Origin of the sequence: Rhizobium sp. NLR8a, assembly GCF_019685235.1 — a bacterium.
GTDB lineage: Bacteria > Pseudomonadota > Alphaproteobacteria > Rhizobiales > Rhizobiaceae > Rhizobium.
On record NZ_JABDWI010000001.1, the window covers coordinates 297,743 to 317,239 of the forward strand.

Sequence of the window (19,497 nt, forward strand, 5' to 3'; positions counted from 1 at the left end):
ATGATGATGCGCCAACTCAAACAGGAGCCACTGATATGATCGCCAGCACGATAGGCCTTGATCTGGCCAAACATAATTTTCACGTCCATGCGGTGGATGCCGACGGTTCAGTGATCAAAACCGCGGCGCTCCGCCGAAGCGAGATGATCAAATTCTTCCGGGGTGCAAGGCCCTGCCTTGTCGGCGTGGAAGCTTGCGCCACCGCGCACTATTGGGCTCGGGAACTGATGAAGCTCGGTCACGAGGTTAGGTTGATACCGCCTTCGTATGTGAAGCCGTTTGTGCGGCGCGGCGCGAAGAATGATGCTGCGGACGCTGCAGCTATTTGTGAGGCTGTCAGGCGACCCGACATGCGCTTCGTTTCGATAAAATCCGAGGCTAACCAGAGCTTTCTGATGCTACATCGAGCGAGAGGTCTGCTGGTACGGCAACGGACCATGACGATATGTGCAATCCGCGCTCATCTTGCCGAATTCGGAATTATTTTTGGCCAAGGTCGACAACGCATAGAGACCATGATGCCGATGATAGAGGAAGTTGCGGCCTCGTTGCCAGAACATGCTCGGTATGCTTTGACCAGTTTGATCAGCTCTGTTGGAGAGCTCAACAAGCAGATTGACGGAATTGAGACGAAGCTAGCGGAAATCGGGAGCTCAGATCCGGTCTCAAATCTGCTGTCGTCGATTCCAGGTGTCGGCCCAATCACATCTACAGCCATCGCCGCAACCATTCCGGACGCGAGGATGTTCCGCTCCGGCCGAGAGTTTGCCGCCTGGCTGGGCCTGACCCCGCGTCAAAATTCCAGCGGCGGCGCCACTCGATTGGGAGGGATTACGAAACAGGGAGATGCATACCTGCGTCATCTGCTCGTCATCGGTGCCAGGAACATAGTTCGGTATCCCAAAGCTCGGGCAAAGGTCGGGGGAGCTTGGATCGACGCTTTATTACAACGACGACGTCCTATGATCGTGGCCGTCGCTGTGGCTAACAAACTTGCCCGAATTATCTGGGCGATGATGACAAGTGGAGAGATGTTCAGGGAGGCGCGCGTCAAGACAGCGTAGACAGGAAGCCCAACGAACTGGCGTAAGGTGCAGAAGCAACAGATGGTCATCCAGCGGAGCTGGGGATCGAGCAAACCCGAAGAGTTTTAGGCGCCGCATTCAAGCGCGACCCGTTGATGAGGCCTCGATCCGCGTACTCCATCAGGGCCAGCGACCATGGTCTCGGTCGCAGACAAAGGCCGAATACATGAACGCACCCGAGTGATGACTAAACTTGCAGAAAGCCTCTTGCGCCCGCGGGGCCGTCTATACATGAAACTCTCGACATAGCCGTTCTGCATTGGCTTTCCCGGCGCGATGTAGTGCCACTCGACCTTGTGATCCTTCGACCAGGCAAGAATGGCATTCGAGGTGAATTCGGTGCCGTTGTCGGAGACAATCATGTCAGGCCTGCCGCGTCGTTCGATCAGCGTCGTCAGTTCCCGAGCAACACGGCGACCGGAGATCGACGTGTCGGGGATTGCCGCCAGGCATTCGCGCGTCACATCATCGACAACGTTTAGCACCCGGAAGCGTCTACCGCAGGCAAACTGGTCGTGGACGAAATCCAGCGACCAGCGGGCATTGGCCTTCGCTTCGACCAGGATCGGCGCACGCGTGCCGACAGCACGCCGACGGGCCTTTCGCTTGCGAACGGAAAGCCCTTCCTCGCGATAAAGACGGTATATGCGATTGACCCCGGAGGGCTCTCCGTCTCGCCGAAGCAGGATGAATAGCCGCCGGTAGCCGAAACGCCGTCGCTCATTAGCGAGGTCACGCAGCTTCGCTCGCAGATCGACCTCCGGCGGTCGACTGGACCGATAACGGATCGTCTTGCGGTCGGCGGATACGATCTGGCAGGCCCGCCGTTCCGAAAGACCATGACGGCCTTCAGATGCGTGACGGCTTCACGCTTGGCGGCAGGCCCTACCATTTTTTTGCAAGAAGCTCGCGGAGCGCGGCTGCATCAAGCATCTGTTCGGCCAACAGCTTCTTCAGCCTGGTATTCTCGTCCTCAAGCGCCTTCAGCCGCTTCGCCTCGGAGACTTCCATGCCGCCATATTTGGCTTTCCAGTTATAAAACGTCACTTCTGAAATCCCGTGCTTGCGGCAGAGGTCGGCCGCCTTCGCGCCAGCCTCCTGCTCCTTCAGCACACCGATAATCTGCTCTTCCGTAAATCTCTGCTTCTTCATTCGTCCGTCCCTTAATAGGCCGGACTCTAATCCATTCTGGAGGAAACTCTCAGTGGCATGTATGGACGGCCTCCGCGTGGCAAGGGCTTTTTGGCATTTCTGACGATTGGTCGGGTGCAGGCATGTATACGGCCTTTGATCGCGGCCTGTTCATGCCGCTGGCCCTGATGTAGTCCGCTGATCAGATCCCAGACAGGTCAACGCGCTTTCAAGCGGCACCCACTGATCGGGTTTGTCCGATCCCGGCTCGACCGTTCGCCATCACACCATTAGCACTTCACCAATTTCTGCATCCTCTGTGAGCTCTCAAAGTTTCAAAGGGAGGCGGTAGCCTCAAAGCGCCTGCCCGTCGTCATCAACGCCCAGACGATACGCGCCATCTTGTTCGCCAAGGCAACAGCGACGACATTGTACGGCTTCTTCACCAGAAGCCCGGCGGCCCAACGCGTCGGCGCCACTTTGGCCTTGCGGCTGAAACGAAGCACCGCATGCGCCCCGACAACGAGAAGCCGGCGGAGATAGGGATCGCCTTGTTTGCTGATCCTTCCGAGGCGGTCCTTGCCACCCGATGAGTTCTGCCGCGGCACTAGGCCTATCCATGCCGCCAATTGTCGGCCGGATTTGAAGAGCGACGCGTCGGTCACCGTCGCGGCAATTGCGCTGGCAGTGATCGGGCCAATTCCAGGGATCGTCTCAAGGCGCCGGCTCAGCTCGTTCGAGCGATGCCACGCATGAATCTGGCGATCCATCGCGTTGACCTTCTCGTGCACCTCCTGCAGCTGCTCGATCAGCGGAAGAAGTGCGGACCGCGCAAGCGGCGGGATGAGATCGTGATCATCGTCTTCGATCAACGCGATCAGCGTTCCGACCCCGGCAACCCCCTGTCGCGTTACGATGCCGAACTCCGCCAAGTGGCCGCGCAAGGCGTTCACCAGCATTGTCCGTTGCCGGATCAAAAGCTCGCGGACCCGATGTAGCATCAGCACACTCTGTTGCTCCTCGCTCTTCACTGGAACGAAGCGCATCGTCGGCCGCGTCACCGCCTCGCAAATCGCCTCGGCATCCATCGCGTCATTCTTCTGCCGCTTCACGTATGGCTTGACGTAAGACGCCGGCATCAGCCGAACCTCGTGACCCAGCGCCATAAGGTTCACGGGATCAATGGTGCCGGCGCGACGGTGAGCCGCCGCAAGCTGCGCCGCGACGATGTCGTTGAATTCTTCAAGGCATTGCCGCCATGCCTGATCGGAATCGAGGCATGCGCGACTGGACACCACTGGGCTCGGGTTCTTTGAAATACATGCTTGGCGATATCCAGGCCAATTGTGGTAATCTTCTCCATGGACGGCTCTCCCTTATGTGACTTTCGACAGCCACACTTTGGCACATTTGCGATGCCGGGAGCGGAGGCCGTCCACCACATCAGGTCAGTTTTTTTCGAAGAACGCGTCTGCCATCTGGTGGCCCATCTCGCGAGCGGCCTCGTCGCAACCGAACTTCAGACGCGAATATTGTTCCGGTCGAAAGGGTGCATCTTCGATTGACTGAAATTCATAAAGCGCAAACTCATCAAACTGCGTCATAAACAGCCTCTTGAATGTCCTCAGATCTTCCCACCAGGGCACCGCGCATTCCAGCGCTGCGCGCACCTTGCAGATCGCAGGTGGCGTCATCGCCCACATGCAGGATGTTGTCGGCCGCAACGCCGCACGACTTGATGATTTTGTTGAAAAATGCCTCGTTTGGCTTTGCATATCCAAGCAGGTCGGAATAGATTCCGAACCGAAATACGCATCCAAAGGTGCTCTCAAGAAAGTTGTGCATCGTAGTGCCGCTAATAAAACTCGAGTTGCTACCAATTGATAGCGTAAACCCGTCGTCTGCCAACGAATGGATTAACCTCACCGTGGTGTCCAAAACAACTGGTTTGCAATTCTCAAAAACGTGCTCAAACGCCTTTGCGATCAAACCTGGATCTTTTTGAACATTACAACGCATCATAAGCAGACGAATATTTTCGGACAGGGATGGGGCGTACCCCGTTTCGATCGCGTGTTGGTTAACCCACTTCTTGACCTCCGCGTATGCATTCCTCACAGCTGCTTCTTCCTTATCAAAACAGGTGGCGAGAAACTTGGTCCTCCTCGTCGCATGACTTGGGTTCGCTGTTACGAGAGTATTCCAGACGTCAAAAGAAATGTGACTGATCAACGTGGCTCCACGGGATCTGCGATCCCTCAAGCGATGCGTAACTGTGATTGGTCGTCCCGCAGCCGTTTCGGCTGCGGCGTGTGGGCGGGTCCGAAACGGATCGTCGGGATGCGCCACTTCCAACTGGGCGGGCAGCCCAATCCGATCCGCCGTACAAGCCGTTCCCTGGATCGGCAACATGGCGACGAATGCACTCCGACGCCGACTTCCTTTCAGGGCGCGCTTTTTCATTTTCGGCATAAAATCTCCATGACGTAGTTTTGGCCAAATGACGCTTTAAATCCGTCGCGGAAACTCAAACCGGTCGCCTGGGTCAGTCAACAGTCTGCGTATAATGCCGCGGCAACAATTCAACTCGCTACTAGCGGCCGGGTGAACCGAGCATCGGCGTACAGAGCTTCGAACCGGATGTTCAAGAAGCAACCAGTCGAATCCAAGGTGAGGAGTTGACGGCGAGTGTGGCCAATCCACTGCGCCGCCACGAGGTAAACCGCATCAATTTTGACTTGATCAACGGCCTTCCAAATCAGACGGTGCAGTCCTGCGTCAACGCCGCGGGAGCTGCCGCCGCCATGCACCCCAGTCGATTTGCCGTGTTCGGCTACGCACATGTTCCAGCCTTAGAATAAACCAACGTCTGATCGAGGAGGAGGCGCTTCGCAGCCGGACCTGTCAGCTCGCGGCCGTGGCCAACGCGCTGATTGCGGAAAGGCTAACTCCCGATCGGCCTCGATCATTTCGCTTTACGGGACGATGAGCTTGCGTTGGCGCAGGAGGCCGGCCGGCTGCGGCGTAACTCTTTGCGGGTATTCGGCACACTCCTGCGCAACGGTGATCGGCTGCGGCGCGTCAGCTATTCATGGTGTAGGCGACGGCTATGTCGTCGATCTCTCCGGTCAAGGCCGGGAGCAGGTTAACTTGCGGCAAGCAAGTTGATGGGGCTGTCACAGATTCCGTCAGCCGCAGTTTGAGTCGTTTCATTGCTAACCTTTTGCAGTCCGAAAGGCGTCCCGGTCGGAGGCTAGTCCACGCCTGCCCGCAGAGCCGAGGAAGTTTGCTTCGATGCGCCCCACTGAGATGAGCAACAAAAAACTCGATGCGGCTGGCGAAAGGCCTGCTCGATGGACCGGTGGGTCTGTCGGCGCGAAAAACGGCGTTTGGCCATTGACCAACAAAACCGCCTTGGCTATAGACGCTTTTATAACGTCATGTGGTATTATTTCCGTCAGAGAGGCCCCATCTTGTCCATTAGTAATTCATCTTACGCGAAGAGCGAACAGCGCAAGGTCAAGGGTTCCGACCGAGTTGTCGCGGTCCTTGAGAAAGTGGGCGTCGAGCGCATTTACGGCGTCCCCGGCGAGGAAATCCTCGACATCATGGAGTCGCTGCGCAAGTCGAAGAAGATCAAGTTCGTGCCGACCCGTACCGAGTGGGGTGCGGCCCTCATGGCCGCCACCGAGGGCCGGCTCACCGGCCGCCCAGGCGTCAGCCTCGCCACCTGCGGCCCGGGCGCACTTAACTTCCCCAACGGCGCTGAGTATGCGCATCTCGGCGGATTTCCGCTGGTGATGATCGCCGGCCAGAAGCCGATCAACAGCAGCCTCCATGGGCACTTTCAGGTCAGCCCCCTCGTCTCCGTGATGGAGGGGCTCACCAAGTCCGCAGTGCAGATCGGGTCGGTGCAAATGATCCGGCCAGTCCTCACTGAGGCGTTCCGCATCGCTCAAGAGGAAAAGCAAGGCCCAGTGTCTGTTGTAATACCGGAAGACATTGCGGCCGAAGATGGTGAGGAGGATGCACTATGACTACGAAGACCCTCGATCGCGCGGTTGAAATGATCCTTGCGGCCCAGTGTCCGCTGATCATGGTGGGCGGGGCGGCAAGCCGCCTCGACCAGCACTCGATCGCCCAAATCCGTGACTTCGTGCAACGCACCCGCATTCCCTTCTTCGCCACGCAAATGGGCAAGGGCGTGGTGGCGGAGGACTCCGACCTCTATATGGGCACGGCGGCGCTTTCTAAAGGCGACCATGTCCACGCGGTCATCGAGGAGGCCGACCTGATCATTCCGATCGGCCACGACACGTGCGAAAAGCCTCCGTTCATCATGTCTGAGGGCGGCCCGAAGGTCATTCACATCGCACATCAGACTGCGACCTTCACGCAGGCCTATTGGCCGCAGCTCGAGGTCATCGGCGAGATCGGCGCTTCAGTCGCGGCGCTGGCGGATCGCCTCGACGGCAAGCTGCCCAATGCCGGCGGATTGCTGCCGCTGCGCGAGAGGAGCCTCGCCCTGATTGGCGAGGGTGCCGATGATAAAAGTTGGCCGGTCACGCTGGATCGCATAGTGCACGTTGTTCGCAAGGTCATGCCTGAAGGCAGCATTGTTACGCTCGACAATGGCCTTTACAAGATCCCGTTCGCCCGGAATTATCGGACCAATCACCCCAATACGCTGCTGCTCGACAACACGCTCGCGACCATGGGCGCCGGCGTGCCCTCAGCGATCGTGGCGGCGATGCTGAATCCCGGGCTCTGTGTGATGGCGGTCTGCGGCGACGGCGGCTTTCAGATGACCGGCCAGGAACTGATGACGGCCGTCGAACAAAAGCTCAACCTCGTCGTCCTGATCTTGGACAACGGCGGCTGGGGCATGATCGAAGCGAAGCAATCCGCCAAAGGTTTCCCGAAATTCGGCGTCGACTTCCGCAATCCGGATTTCGTGAAACTGGCCGAAGCCTGTGGCGCCAAGGGCACGCGGGTTGAAACGCTGGACGATCTGATGCCTGCGCTTGAAGCCGCTCTCAAAGCCGGCGGGGTGCGTGTGGTCGCAGTGCCGGTCGATGATTCAAAGTACAAGCGACTGCTCGGCGGACTTCGCTCGCCCAAGGCGAAACCGCCGAGCGCCTGAGCAGGCCCGGAATGAACCGCCTCGGGGAGTGCCGGGGCGGTCGACAGCAAGGATCGGCTTTTCAGAGGGGCGGGCAGGCGGCAGGCCGCCCTGCCTCCCGAGAGAGCCAAACAAAGGGACCAAACACATGAAAGCCTTTACTTTCCAGACCCCGTCAAACATCTTTTTCGGGGCAGGCGCGTCCAGCAAGATCGGCGAGCTCCTCAAGGGCTACAAGGCCGCCCATGTGCTGCTCGTCACCGACGAGAAGGTGCGGGCGGCCGGGCTGACGCGCAATGCGGAAGCGGCGATTGCCGAAGCCGGCATCGCGCTCACCGTGTTCGACGGCGTGGTCGTCGACGCACCGTCGCATGTCATCGAAGCGGCGGCAGAAATCTGCCGCGAGTGCGGCGTCGACGCTGTCGCGGCGATCGGCGGCGGCAGCGTACTGGATACGGCAAAGCTCGTCGCCTATCTCGCCAAAACCCCAGACAAGCTTGATGTTATCTATGGCGTTGGCCGTGCCACCGGCGACCGCCTGCCGCTGCTGCTGGTGCCGACCACGGCGGGCACCGGATCGGAAGTGACGTTGACCTCCATCGTTAAGACGCCGAACAACGAGAAGAAGGCGGTGATCTCGCCGCGCCTCCTCCCGGACTGGGCGATCCTCGATCCCCAACTGACGCTCGGCCTGCCGCCGCACCTCACCGCCCAGACGGGCATTGACGCCATGGCGCACGCGATCGAGGCCTATACCGGTAAGATCAAGAAGAACCCGATCTCCGACCAGTTCGCGCTGAAGGCGCTGGCGCTGCTGTCGGCCAATCTCAGGAAAGTGTACACGGACGGCTCGGACCTCGAAGCGCGCTCGGACATGCTGTTCGGCTCCATGCTGGCCGGCATGGCGTTTGCCAACTCGCCGGTTGCCGCGGTGCATGCGCTCGCCTATCCGATCGGCGAGACCTTCGATGTCGGGCACGGCCACTCCGTTGCGCTGGTCCTGCCCTACGTGTTGGAATTCAACCGCCCGGCAGCCGAAGCGCTCTATGCCGAGCTCTCCAACGTTATCCAGCCCGGCTATCGCCAGCAGTCCGATGCGGTGGACGCTGCGGCCTTCGTCGCCGAGATCGAGGCGATCTGCCGAGACTGCGGGGTGCCCGGCTCGCTTTCGGCGGTTGGAATCGGCAAAGGCGATCTTTCCAAGCTGGCGGAGGGTGCGATGAAGCACGAGGAGCGCCTACTGGTCAACAATCCGCGCGAGCTCGACTACGACCAGGTTCGGGAGATCTATGCCAAAGCGCTTGCGGGAGTGAGCCGGCCATGACCCCAAGCTCGGACGACCAACTGGAATCTCCACATTCAACTTACGACATCGTCGTGACCTTTGTCGGCTTCGCGACACCCATTCCTCTTCGCCTAATCCCGTATCTCCGCCCACGTAGCTGAAATAGCAGCAAATAATTGTTCGTCAGCTCAATCCGCCGGCCTGGCACGAATCTTGAGAGCTATTGGGAGGCAGCGGAACGGCCGCCGCATCCACATTGCGGGTTAACCCCATTGCTTCGAACACATGAAGGAACGCCAAGCATGGTAGCACCGCATCAGATCGCATCCTATGGAAAGGGTCGAATTGACAAATCCACCAAGATTGTCTCCGCCGCCGAAGCCGTCGCGACCATCTGTCCGGGCGATACAGTTGCTTTTTCCGGCTTCGTCGGCATCGGCACGCCGGAGGCGGTGATCTGCGCCCTTGAGAAGCGTTTCCTGGAAACGGGCGAGCCGAGCAATCTCGCTCTCGTCTTTGCCGCCGCCCCGGGCAACGGCAAAGACAAGGGCCTCAACCGACTGGCGCATGACGGGCTCGTGAAACGCCTCATCGGCGGGCATTTCAAGCTGGTGCCGAAGCTGGCGCAACTGGCGGTTAGCGGCAAGTGCGAGGCCTACAATCTGCCGCTCGGGATCATTTCCCATCTCTTCCGCGAGATCGCCGGGGGAAAGCCCGGGCTGATCTCGAAAGTCGGACTTCGGACCTTCATCGACCCGCGCATCGACGGCGGCAAGATCAATTCCAAAACGATAGAAAACCTCGTCAAGCTCACGGAAATCAACGGCAAGGAGTGGCTCTTCTACAAGACCTTCCCCATCCACGTCGCCATCCTGCGCGGCACGACGGCCGATCCATCCGGCAATGTCACGATGGAGAAGGAGGCGCTGACGCTCGACAACCTGAACATCGCCACCGCCGCCAAGAACAGCGGGGGTATTGTCATCGCGCAGGTCGAGCGGATCGCCGCCGCCGGCTCGCTGAACCCTCGCGACATTAAAATCCCCGGCCACCTGGTCGACTGGGTCGTCGTCGCCGAGCCGGAACATCACATGCAGACCTATGCGACCCCATACAACGGCGCCTTCTCCGGCGAACTCCGTGCGCCACCGGACAGCGCCGCCTCCATGGAACTGAACGAACGCAAGATCATCGCGCGGCGCGGCGCCTTAGAACTGCGGATGGGCGATGTCGTCAATCTCGGCATCGGCGTGCCGGAAGGGGTTGCGGCGGTCGCGACGGAAGAGGGGATCATCGACAAGATCACGCTCACTACCGAATCCGGCACCATCGGCGGCACCCCACAGAGCGGGCTGGACTTCGGCGCGGCCAAAAACTCCGAATCGATCATCGACCAGAACCAGATGTTCGATCTCATCGATGGCGGCGGGCTGGACATCGCCGTTCTCGGCTTCGCGCAGGTCGATGCGCAAGCCAATGTCAATGTCAGTCGGTTCGGTGATGTCCTCGCCGGGGCCGGCGGCTTCATCAACATTTCGCAGAACACCCGCCGGCTCGTCTTCTGCGGCACCTTTACCAAGGACCTGCGCACCGAGATCCGGGACGGCAAGCTCGTCATCCTGCAGGAAGGGCAGGCGAAGTTTATCGAAAAGGTCGAGCAGATCACCTTCTCGGGCGAATATGCCCGCGAGACCCACCAGACCGTGCTCATCGTCACCGAGCGCTGCGTCTTCTCGCTAACCCCCGACGGGCTGGAACTGATCGAAGTCGCGCCGGGTATCGATATCGAGCGCGACATCGTCGCCCATATGAACTTCTCGCCGATCATCCGCGAACCGCGCGAGATGGCGGCGGAGATCTTCACCGACGGTCCGATGAATCTCGACCAGCTGCTGCTCGAACGCCTGCTTTCAGAGCGCTTAGAATTCGATGCAGAGCGCAGCACGAGGCCGCCAGCTATGGGCTAGACGCCCGCAACCTTGTAACCCCATCGTTTGAGGAGAAGCCCACCATGCCTACATCGCAGACCCCGGATATCCAAACGTTGACCAACCAGATCAACGAGATGCTCGCCAAGTTCAACATGCCGGGCGTCGATCCGGCAGCACTTGTTAGGGAGCAGGCCAGGAATATCGAGGCCGTCGCGCAGGCCACGCAGGTTGCCAACAAAGGCGCCTACGGCGTCGTCGAAAAGCAGCTGGAATTGTTCCGCACGGCTTCCTCACAGCTCCTGATGATGTTTGAGGATGCGGCCCTTGCCCCCAAGGAGCGCGGCGAACTGGCGAAACAGGCTTACGAGGTGGCGCTGAACGGCTCGCGCGAGATCACCAGCATGGCGGTCAAGGCCAGCGAGAACGCTTTCGCCATCACCCGCAAGCGGATGACCGAGATTTTCGAGCAGTTCCGCAAGGCCGCGACAATCGGAAAGGATACGTGAGGCCGGACCTGCCGAACGGAAAGCATAATTCGTGCATGACAATCCTCCACCCGTCGACGTGATGGGGAGCTGCGAAGAGCGTCCTAGGAGGGACAACGACAATGAACGAAAACAAGCAGGCGGCGGGCGTCTATTCAGTTCCGAAGGAATGGGCCGAGCGCGCTTACATCGACTCGGAGCGCTACGCGGCGATGTATGCGGCTTCGATCGCCGACCCCAAGGGGTTCTGGGGCGAGCATGGCAAGCGCATCCACTGGTTCAAGCCTTACGGCACCGTCAAGAACACCTCGTTCGAGCCGGGCAAGGTTTCGATTAAATGGTTCGAAGACGGCACCACCAATGTCTCCCATAATTGCGTCGACCGGCATCTGCCCGAGCGGGGCGATCAGATCGCCATCATCGGGGTGCGGGACGACCCGAAAGATGACGCCGTCCGGATCACCTATCGCGAACTACACGCCCATGTTATGAAATGGGCGAACGTCCTGCAGTCGCAAGGCGTCCGCAAGGGCGACAACGTCACCCTCTACCTTCCGACGATCCCTGAGGCGGCCTATGCCATGCTCGCCTGCGCGCGCATCGGCGCCGTCCATTCGGCGGTCTCCACCGGCCTCTCGCCGGACAAACTGGGAAGCCGCATCGCCGACGCCGCGAGCACCGTCGTGGTGACCGCAGACCAAGGCCCACGCGGCGGGCGCAATAATCCGATGAAGGCCAATGTCGACGCGGCGCTGGATAAGCTTCCCGGGGTGGTGACAAGCGTCATCGTTGTCAAGCGGACCGGCGCACCGGTCGAGATGCTGCAAGGCCGCGACCACTATTACGACGAGCTGGCCATGACCGTTCCCGACGAATGCCCACCCGTGGAAATGAACGCTGAGGACCCGTTGTTCCTCCTCTACACGTCGGGTTCCACCGGCAAGCCCAAGGGCGTGGTGCACACCACCGGCGGCTATCTCGTCTATGCCGCCATGACGCATCAATATGTCTTCGACTATCACGTCGGCGACATCCACTGGTGCACTGCCGAACTCGGCTGGATCACCGGCCACAGCTACATTGTCTACGGGCCGCTCGCCAACGGTGCGACGACCCTCATCTTCGAGGGCACCCCAACCTATCCGAGCATGTCGCGCTACTGGGACGTCATCGACAAGCACAAGGTCAGCCTGTTCTATACCGCCCCCACCGCGATCCGCTCCTTGATGGGATCGGGCGAGGACGCGGTGAAATCGAATTCGCTCGCCTCGCTCCGCCTCCTCGGTTCAGTCGGCGAGCCGATCGACCCGAAAACCTGGGAATGGTATCACCGCGTCGTCGGCGGCGGTCGCTGCCCGATCGTCGACACCTGGTTTCAGACCGAGACTGGCGGCATCCTGATTACGCCGCTTCCCGGCGCCACCAAGCTGAAGCCAGGCTCCGTCGGCACCCCTTTCTTCGGCGTCAGGCCTGAGCTGGTCGATGAGGCGGGCGACGTGCTCGATGGCGTTGAAAACGGAAACCTGGTTATCGCTGACAGCTGGCCGGGCCAGATGCGCACGCTTTACCGCGACCACGAGCGCTTCGAGCAGGAATATTTCTCCCTCTATCCAGGCAAATATTTTACCGGCGACGGCGCCCGGCGGGATGCAGACGGCTATTACTCGATCACGGGTCGCGTCGACGACGTCATCAACGTCTCTGGCCACCGCATCGGCACGGCGGAAGTCGAATCCGCCCTGGTCGCCCACGCTAGCGTTTCGGAAGCCGCGGTGGTCGGCTATCCGCACGAGATCAAGGGGCAGGGCATCTACGCTTACGTAACCCTTATCGACGGCGAGGCTGCCGCTGACGAGCTGCGCAAGGAACTCGTTTCCTGGGTGCGCAAGGAGATAGGCCCGATCTTCACGATCGACAAGGTCCAGTTCGCGCTGGGCCTGCCGAAAACAACCTCGGGGAAAATCATCCGCCGCATCCTGCGCAAGATCGCGGAGGACAAATGCACCGAGTTCGGTGACTCCTCGACGCTCTCTAACCCCACCGTGGTCGATCACCTGATAGACAACCGGCTGAACCGGAAGGCTGCCTGACGACACGACAAGATGAAGACGTGGGTTCCGGCGCGTTACCGCACCGGAGCCGACGGGACGATCAAGGGAAGGACAATTTGTGGCCAGACGTACGAGGGAGGGAACGATGAGATTGATCATCCTTGGACCGCCGGGGGCGGGCAAGGGAACACAGGCAGCGCGCCTCGCCGAGCGGCTGGGCGTGCCACAACTGTCGACGGGAGATATGCTGCGCGCCGCGGTCACCAAGGGCTCGCCGGTTGGCCTTGCTGCGCGCGACCTCATAGCGCGGGGCGAATTGGTTGGCGACGACATCGTCGTCAATTGCGTCCTCGGACGCATCGCCGAGCGGGGCGCTGCATCCGGCTTCATCCTCGACGGCTTTCCCCGCACGCTGGGACAGGCGCGGGCCTTCGACCAAGCGCTCGAAAAGGCACACCTCGGTCTGGATGCGGTGCTCGAACTGAAGGTTGTGGAATCCGTGCTGCTCGACCGCATCATCTATCGGGCGCGCGAGGCCAAGGCCGCAGGCCTGCCGGTGCGCGCAGACGACAATCCGGAAGCGCTGAAAGTCAGGCTCGAGGCCTACCGGACGCAGACGCAGCCGCTCGCGGACTACTACCGCACCGCCGGGCTCCTACGCACCGTCAATGGGCTGAGGCCCGTCGATGAGGTTACGTCCAGCCTTTTTGCGGAATTGCGGCTCCAACCGAGAACGGCCGACCTGGGTTCTCTTGGGTGACTTTCGATGAGCGACGCAATTCGTCTTGAGAAACCTACGGCTGGCGTTTTAGCCTCCCTGCATTTCTTGTCAGAAGCCTGGGCCAAGCAAAGTTGTCTGTTATTGATAACACCCGCCAGAATAACACCGCCAGAAAATCCAGCAGGCGACATTGAACTGGTACCCGGGCTAGCTGTCCAATACCCAGAAACTGAAAGGCACCTCGGGCGGCACGAAGGACAGCGTAGCGCCAGGCCAGGGCTCCGGCGCACCTGGGATTGCCCGGCCGACGGCATGAGAGGCGTTGTCGCGCCCGCGGCGCCATCTAAGCGCACGCCGACCCAGCAGGAAGTTGCTTGGATGGTCCAGGATGAGGCGATCCGGCAGGGAGTTGATCTGCGCGCTCATCGCTCCCAACGTTCTCTTTCTCTATGTGGAGTGTCGAATTGGTTCTCTTTCCCTTTGGCCACAACGCCTCAGGAGTAAATTGACAGAGCGGCACCCGCCAAGAGCCGCCCGCTTTCCTCAGTCCGCAATGTACAGCTAACCTGTTGTTTAGGAGGTTAAATTCGAGGTGTGCACCTATGCGGCCGTCTTTCGATTTCATCCTTAGCAATGTCGGGAGTAAGCGATGCAGATAGTCTAACTACCATGGCGAGTACCGCCCCTCATCAGACGTAGAACACGGACGAGACGCCTCCGACTGCATCGGTGGGCGCACTCATGCGACACCTGAACGGGAAGCGGAGCCGATGCTCAGAAGACTCGTTGCAGCATGCCGGATTGTTTCTCTTTGCGTCGCCGTGGCGTTTGCCGCCAAAAGCGGCGTCGGCAACCTCGATCGTGGGGACACCAGACTTCTAATTTCGGAATGCAAGTTGCACGCATTACTACGCCCCCAATGCGCCTACGTGTTGGCTACAGCATTTCATGAGACTGGAGGCCTTATGATGCCGGTGCGGGAGACTTTCGCGACATCTGACAATCAGGCGATTGCCGTTCTTGACAGCGCATGGGCAAAGGGCAAACTGCCTTGGGTCTCCTCCCCATATTGGCGTCAAGGCTGGTTTGGAAGAGGATATTCCCAACTGACGCACGAGAACAACTACCGCACGGTCAGCATCAAGCTCGGCATCGATCTCGTGTCCTTTCCAGCAAAAGCACTGATACCGGAAATTGCGGCGAAGGTGCTTGTCATGGGCTTGAAGGAAGGCTGGTTTACCGGCAAGAAACTCTCTGATTACATTAACCTTGGCACAACCAACTTCATCGGCGCTCGCCAAGTTATATGGAACGGATCATGCGGGTAAGATCGCGAAATATGCCGTCGCGCACGATGCGACACTTGAGCAAGGCGGCTATAGTGTGATGTAAACTACAGCAAAGGTTGCCGCGCCATAGCAGGAACTAACTACGGAAAGGAAATCGCTGGTCCCGTTCCAGCGTAGTTGGGGCCAGGGCAATGACCTCGTTGATATGATCAGCTTCAGGCGGCAATGATGAAGAACAAAGAATGACCAGTATTTAGTCCCGCGCTCCTAAGCCCGCGCGAATGTCTCAACGCAGCCTTGATAGAGCAGCCGTCGAAACCGCGGCTTACCGAAGTGGTTCACAATTTCGTATGCGGCGGTTGGGAGCATTAGTCGACAAGATCAAAACCGTTCAGGTGTTCCATAAGATCGATTACGCCAGATTCGGGTGTGGCCGGGTACATTCTATTTCCAAGTGCGACATGCCAGTAATTTCAATGGCTTCACTTTGGAGATTTTGGCATGTCTCGATGCTATACGCAGATCACCCTCGCCGACCGGCGACGCCTACATCAACTGGTGGCGGCAAAAGTTCCGGTCAACGAGATGGCCCGTCAGCTTGGCCGTCACCGCTCGACGATTTACCGCGAGATCAAGCGCAATACGTTTCGTGATCGCGAACTGCCGGACTACGACGGCTACTACAGCACGGTTGCTCACGATATCTCCAAGGAGCGGCGACGCCGGCTGAGAAAGCTGCGGCGCCACCCGAATTTACGCACGGAGATCATCAACCAGTTGGAGGCACGCTGGTCTCCAGAGCAGATCGCCGGGCGTCTGTTGTCGGAGGGGCTCAGTCTTGTTCGCGTCTGCAAAGAGACAATCTATCGCTTCATCTACAGCAAGGAAGATTATGGGCTAGGCCTCTATCAGTATCTACCGGAATCGCGCCGCAAACGTCGCCCACTGCGCTCCAGGAAGCCGCGCGACGGTGCGTTTCCAGCCACGCACCGCATATCCCAACGTCCTGATTTTATTGGAGATAGATCGCAGTTTGGGCATTGGGAGGGCGACCTCCTCATCTTTGAACGTACACTCGGACATGCCAATGTCACGTCCCTCGTGGAGCGCCGAAGCCGCTATACCGTTCTCATCAAGAATCCGAGCCGGCACTCACGCCCGATCATGGACAAGATCATCAGAGCATTTTCTCCTTTACCGGCGTTCGTGCGTCAAAGCTTCACATTTGATCGCGGTACCGAGTTTGCCGGATTCAGGGCTTTGGAAGAAGGGATCGGCGCGCGTAGCTGGTTCTGCGACCCGAGTGCACCGTGGCAAAAAGGGACAGTCGAGAACACCAACAAGCGCATTCGCCGTTTCATGCCAGGCGCTACGGATCTGGCAGCCGTGTCACAACACGACCTGATCCAACTCGCACGTCATCTCAACGACCAACCCCGTAAGTGCCTCGGCTACAAGACGCCAGCCGAGGTGTTCATGGCGCATTTGCAGGATGAGGCGTGATCCCCTACCCTGCAAAACGGCCATGATGCACTTGGGTTAGCTTCTCCAAGGGCTATTTAGTAATGCGACAGTTGGGCCAGTTAGAGATGCGACAGTCTCGCCTCTCGACGTTCTGGTCAATGCCAACGTTGGGAGCAAGGATGACGACCTTCAGCCTGGTCGAGACCATGAGCGGTCGGAGTCGTCATGTCCTTTATGATCACCATGTCGCAGAAAGAATTGCATCGCCTCGAAGTTATTCAGAAGATCCGTGATCAGCGCCTGAGCGTCGTCCAGCCCGCCGAGCTGCTTGGGCTCAGCCGAAGTCAGATGCACAGGCTGCTGCAGGCCTATGACCATTCCGGTGCGGCCGGCCTGGTTTCGAAGAAGCGATCGAGACCAAGCAATCGGCGCCACAGCGAGGAGTTTCGCAATGCGGCGCTGGATCTGATCCGCGAACGGTATCTGGATTTCGGTCCGACGCTGGCGCGCGAGAAGCTGATCGAACTGCATCATATTTCGGTCGCCAAGGAGACGCTGCGTCAATGGATGACCGAGGCCGGCATCTGGGTCTCGCGACGCGAGCGTAAGAAGCGGGTTTTCCAGCCGCGCGGCCGGCGCGACTGTTTCGGGGAACTCGTGCAGATCGATGGTTCGCATCACTGGTGGTTCGAGAGTCGCGGCCCCAAATGCGCTCTGCTTGTCTATATCGATGACGCCACCGGCAAGTTGCTGCATCTGCGGTTCGCTGGGTCAGAGAACACGTTCGACTATCTGCATGCGACAAAGGCTTATCTGCAGCAATGGGGCAAACCTCTGGCCTTCTACAGCGACAAGCATGGTGTCTTTCGTTCGACCCATGCGTCGGAGAAAGACCGCACGAGCGGCCTGACGCAGTTTGGCCGTGCGCTTTATGAGCTGAACATCGACATCATCTGCGCCAATACCCCGCAAGCAAAAGGCCGCGTAGAACGCGCCAACCAGACGCTGCAGGACCGGCTGGTCAAGGAATTGCGGCTTCGTGGCATCGATACGATCGAGGCGGCCAACGCTTATGCATCAGAATTCATTGCGGATTTCAATTCCCGTTTTGGCAAATCGCCACGCAATCCGAAGGATATGCATCGGCCACTGGCCGATCATGAGAACCTTGACGGCGCCATGTGCCGGAAGGAAGTCCGCACGCTGTCACAGGCCCTGACGCTGCGCTACGACAAGGTCTTGTTCATTCTCGATCCGAGGGAGCGGGCCAAAGGGCTGGCGGGAAAGAAGGTCGTTGTCTGCGACTACCCGGACGGCCGCCTCGAGATCATGCACGAGAGCTTCACCCTCCCCTACAGAACATTCGATACATTACGGTCGGTGCATCGGGCAGAGGTTGTCGAGAACAAGCGTCTCAACGACATGCTTTCCGTCGTCGCTGAGCTGCAGGCTGGGCGGGAACAGCAGCGCAGCAAGAGCGGTCCTCGCCGCACCGGCCAGACGGATCATATGTTCGGTATTCCCGATGGCAGCCAGGGCAATGGTTATCAGAAGCGCGGTCGCAAACCCGGCCGGCGGACGGATTTCATGAACGACCCGGAAGTCATTGCCAAAAGGCAAAAGGCGCTGGCGCGCATGGAGGCAGCGGAATGAATGGTGCGGACATAGTCTCAAAGCTAAAGCCGAAGGGGTCTCCCTCACCCGCCCCCGCTCCTCCCTCTCAACCCGGCCCAGCCGGTCGGATCGGCGGCTGACCGTCAGAGCCAGGACGACCTAAGTGTCGCATCTCTAACTGGCTGGCGCAGGCGCATCTCTAATCAGCTTTGACATGGCTGTAGCCGATTGACTTGAGCTTTGAGGTGTCTCGGTATCTCGCGCCCGTCTCCGGTCTGGAGCTCCTCCAGCCGCTTACGGCGATCCTTACGGAGCGGTTGATAGCCGCTGATGCCTTGCGCGAAGAGTAGACCCTTGACTCGATTGACATGCCTGACCCGTTCAGCAATCAACACTTTGCGTTCCCGGCAAATCCGACGCCGATCTTCGTCCTCCGGATCTGGCGCTCTGACCATCGCACATACACGTGGCTCGCCGCGCTTAAACGCGAGCAGTGTGCGCGTTAGTGCCGCTCCATCGATCTTGTCGGTCTTCGGTCGCCGACGTCGACGGGAGGTAGCGATCGAAGCTGCGTCAACAACGTAACTCTCGACGCCGTTAGCCTCCAGCACGCGATGTATCCAGAAGCCGTCCAATCCTGCCTCTTGGATCGTCACAATGGGAAATGACTTCCCTGTTCGCAACCGCGCCTTCTGTTGTAGCTGCTCAAACCGATCCAGCAGCTCGGCCACATTGCCACCGTCCACTACATGCTTCGACATCTTCTCGCCGCTGCCCGGCGACAACGAAGTGACCAACCAGGTCGATCGGCTCAGTTCCAATGACACAAAAATTGCGCCAAGATCAGTGCGGACAGCGGTTGGATGAATGGATGTAGGTTCCATAAACTGCTCCTCCTGAGCGAGTGTTTTGATGCAGCCTCACTCTGCCAGAGCGTCGGCCGCTGTTCACTCCTCATGGGATCTAAAGCCGAAAGGGGGCGTCTCACCCGCCCCCGCTCCTCCCTCTCAACCCGGCAGCCGGTCGGACCGGGGGCTGATTGTCGGTGCCAGTGTCGCGTTTCTAACTAGGCTGACAGCGTCGCGCATCTAATCAGCTTTGACATTGGCTGTAGGGGGGTGGGTTCAAAGTTGAAGTGTCCTGTTTCTGCAAAGTTGGAATGTCACTCTCCCCGGGTTTGAGGACGGTGGAGATTGCGGATGGGACTGATAGCGATGAGCGAGCGCGACCTGCAACGGATCGAGATTCTTTCGAAAGTGATCGCCGGCCGGATGACGGTGGCGTCGGCGGCGCATGCGCAGCAGAGATGCACAGGCGCT

Annotated in this window: 10 protein-coding genes and 6 pseudogenes; 11 read left to right on the plus strand and 5 right to left on the minus strand. The window is 59.3% G+C overall.

Features of this window, described 5'->3' with window-relative positions; genetic code table 11:
• Positions 1–35: 35 nt before the first annotated feature.
• Positions 36–1,064: an IS110 family transposase gene (locus HJC04_RS01345; protein ID WP_221123341.1), complete on the plus strand. Its 1,029-nt coding sequence runs from the start codon at positions 36–38 to the stop codon at positions 1,062–1,064.
• Positions 1,065–1,318: 254 nt separating this feature from the next.
• Here HJC04_RS01345 and HJC04_RS01350 read toward each other — a convergent pair.
• From HJC04_RS01350 to HJC04_RS01370, 4 genes and pseudogenes are all read right to left on the minus strand, one after another.
• Positions 1,319–2,237, minus strand: a pseudogene (locus HJC04_RS01350) (IS3 family transposase); the annotation flags it as partial.
• A 314-nt stretch (positions 2,238–2,551) separates the two neighbouring features.
• Positions 2,552–3,579 (minus strand): annotated as a pseudogene (locus tag HJC04_RS01355) (IS110 family transposase).
• 85 nt (positions 3,580–3,664) lie between these two features.
• On the minus strand, positions 3,665–3,820 hold the full coding sequence (locus tag HJC04_RS01365) for a phosphoribosyltransferase family protein (protein ID WP_221123340.1): 156 nt from the start codon (positions 3,818–3,820) through the stop codon (positions 3,665–3,667).
• A complete protein-coding gene (locus tag HJC04_RS01370; protein ID WP_259668776.1) occupies positions 3,807–4,688 on the minus strand; it encodes an HAD family hydrolase in 882 nt (293 codons plus the stop codon). Before HJC04_RS01370 ends, HJC04_RS01365 begins: the two co-directional genes overlap by 14 nt.
• Before the next feature lie 140 nt (positions 4,689–4,828).
• Here HJC04_RS01370 and HJC04_RS31515 point away from each other — a divergent pair.
• The 10 genes and pseudogenes from HJC04_RS31515 to HJC04_RS01420 all read left to right on the plus strand — a co-directional run.
• Positions 4,829–5,330, plus strand: a pseudogene (locus HJC04_RS31515) (coproporphyrinogen III oxidase); the annotation flags it as partial.
• 326 nt (positions 5,331–5,656) lie between these two features.
• Positions 5,657–7,359: pseudogene (locus tag HJC04_RS01380) on the plus strand (acetolactate synthase large subunit).
• 127 nt (positions 7,360–7,486) lie between these two features.
• Positions 7,487–8,662, plus strand: coding sequence for an iron-containing alcohol dehydrogenase (locus HJC04_RS01385; RefSeq protein WP_221144616.1), 1,176 nt, complete (start codon positions 7,487–7,489; stop codon positions 8,660–8,662).
• Between the two features lie 263 nt (positions 8,663–8,925).
• Positions 8,926–10,569 (plus strand): annotated as a pseudogene (locus HJC04_RS01390) (acyl CoA:acetate/3-ketoacid CoA transferase); the annotation flags it as partial.
• Positions 10,570–10,634: 65 nt separating this feature from the next.
• Entirely contained in the window at positions 10,635–11,060 is a 426-nt protein-coding gene (locus tag HJC04_RS01395; protein WP_065283007.1) for a hypothetical protein, read from the plus strand.
• Positions 11,061–11,161: 101 nt separating this feature from the next.
• Entirely contained in the window at positions 11,162–13,129 is a 1,968-nt protein-coding gene (gene acs / locus HJC04_RS01400; RefSeq protein WP_207246262.1) for an acetate--CoA ligase, read from the plus strand.
• A gap of 106 nt (positions 13,130–13,235) precedes the next feature.
• A complete protein-coding gene (locus HJC04_RS01405; protein WP_221123337.1) occupies positions 13,236–13,850 on the plus strand; it encodes an adenylate kinase in 615 nt (204 codons plus the stop codon).
• 731 nt (positions 13,851–14,581) lie between these two features.
• Positions 14,582–15,139, plus strand: coding sequence for a hypothetical protein (locus HJC04_RS01410; protein WP_221123336.1), 558 nt, complete (start codon positions 14,582–14,584; stop codon positions 15,137–15,139).
• Between the two features lie 462 nt (positions 15,140–15,601).
• Complete coding sequence (locus HJC04_RS01415) at positions 15,602–16,603, plus strand: IS30 family transposase (RefSeq protein ID WP_221123335.1); 1,002 nt, start codon at positions 15,602–15,604, stop codon at positions 16,601–16,603.
• 186 nt (positions 16,604–16,789) lie between these two features.
• Positions 16,790–18,217 carry an ISNCY family transposase gene (locus HJC04_RS01420; protein ID WP_221144618.1) on the plus strand — a complete coding sequence of 476 codons (1,428 nt, stop codon included), beginning with the start codon at positions 16,790–16,792 and terminating at the stop codon, positions 18,215–18,217.
• 185 nt (positions 18,218–18,402) lie between these two features.
• Here HJC04_RS01420 and HJC04_RS01425 read toward each other — a convergent pair.
• A pseudogene (locus tag HJC04_RS01425) lies at positions 18,403–19,062 on the minus strand (transposase); the annotation flags it as partial.
• Positions 19,063–19,497 lie beyond the last annotated feature (435 nt).

Excerpts from the sequence above, each read along its gene's own strand:
- HJC04_RS01345 (WP_221123341.1), top strand. The coding sequence starts at position 36 with ATGATCGCCAGCACGATAGGCCTTGATCTGGCCAAACATAATTTTCAC.
- HJC04_RS01365 (WP_221123340.1), bottom strand. The coding sequence starts at position 3,820 with ATGACGCAGTTTGATGAGTTTGCGCTTTATGAATTTCAGTCAATCGAA.
- HJC04_RS01370 (WP_259668776.1), bottom strand. The coding sequence starts at position 4,688 with ATGCCGAAAATGAAAAAGCGCGCCCTGAAAGGAAGTCGGCGTCGGAGT.
- HJC04_RS01385 (WP_221144616.1), top strand. The coding sequence starts at position 7,487 with ATGAAAGCCTTTACTTTCCAGACCCCGTCAAACATCTTTTTCGGGGCA.
- HJC04_RS01395 (WP_065283007.1), top strand. The coding sequence starts at position 10,635 with ATGCCTACATCGCAGACCCCGGATATCCAAACGTTGACCAACCAGATC.
- acs (WP_207246262.1), top strand. The coding sequence starts at position 11,162 with ATGAACGAAAACAAGCAGGCGGCGGGCGTCTATTCAGTTCCGAAGGAA.
- HJC04_RS01405 (WP_221123337.1), top strand. The coding sequence starts at position 13,236 with ATGAGATTGATCATCCTTGGACCGCCGGGGGCGGGCAAGGGAACACAG.
- HJC04_RS01410 (WP_221123336.1), top strand. The coding sequence starts at position 14,582 with ATGCTCAGAAGACTCGTTGCAGCATGCCGGATTGTTTCTCTTTGCGTC.
- HJC04_RS01415 (WP_221123335.1), top strand. The coding sequence starts at position 15,602 with ATGTCTCGATGCTATACGCAGATCACCCTCGCCGACCGGCGACGCCTA.
- HJC04_RS01420 (WP_221144618.1), top strand. The coding sequence starts at position 16,790 with ATGTCCTTTATGATCACCATGTCGCAGAAAGAATTGCATCGCCTCGAA.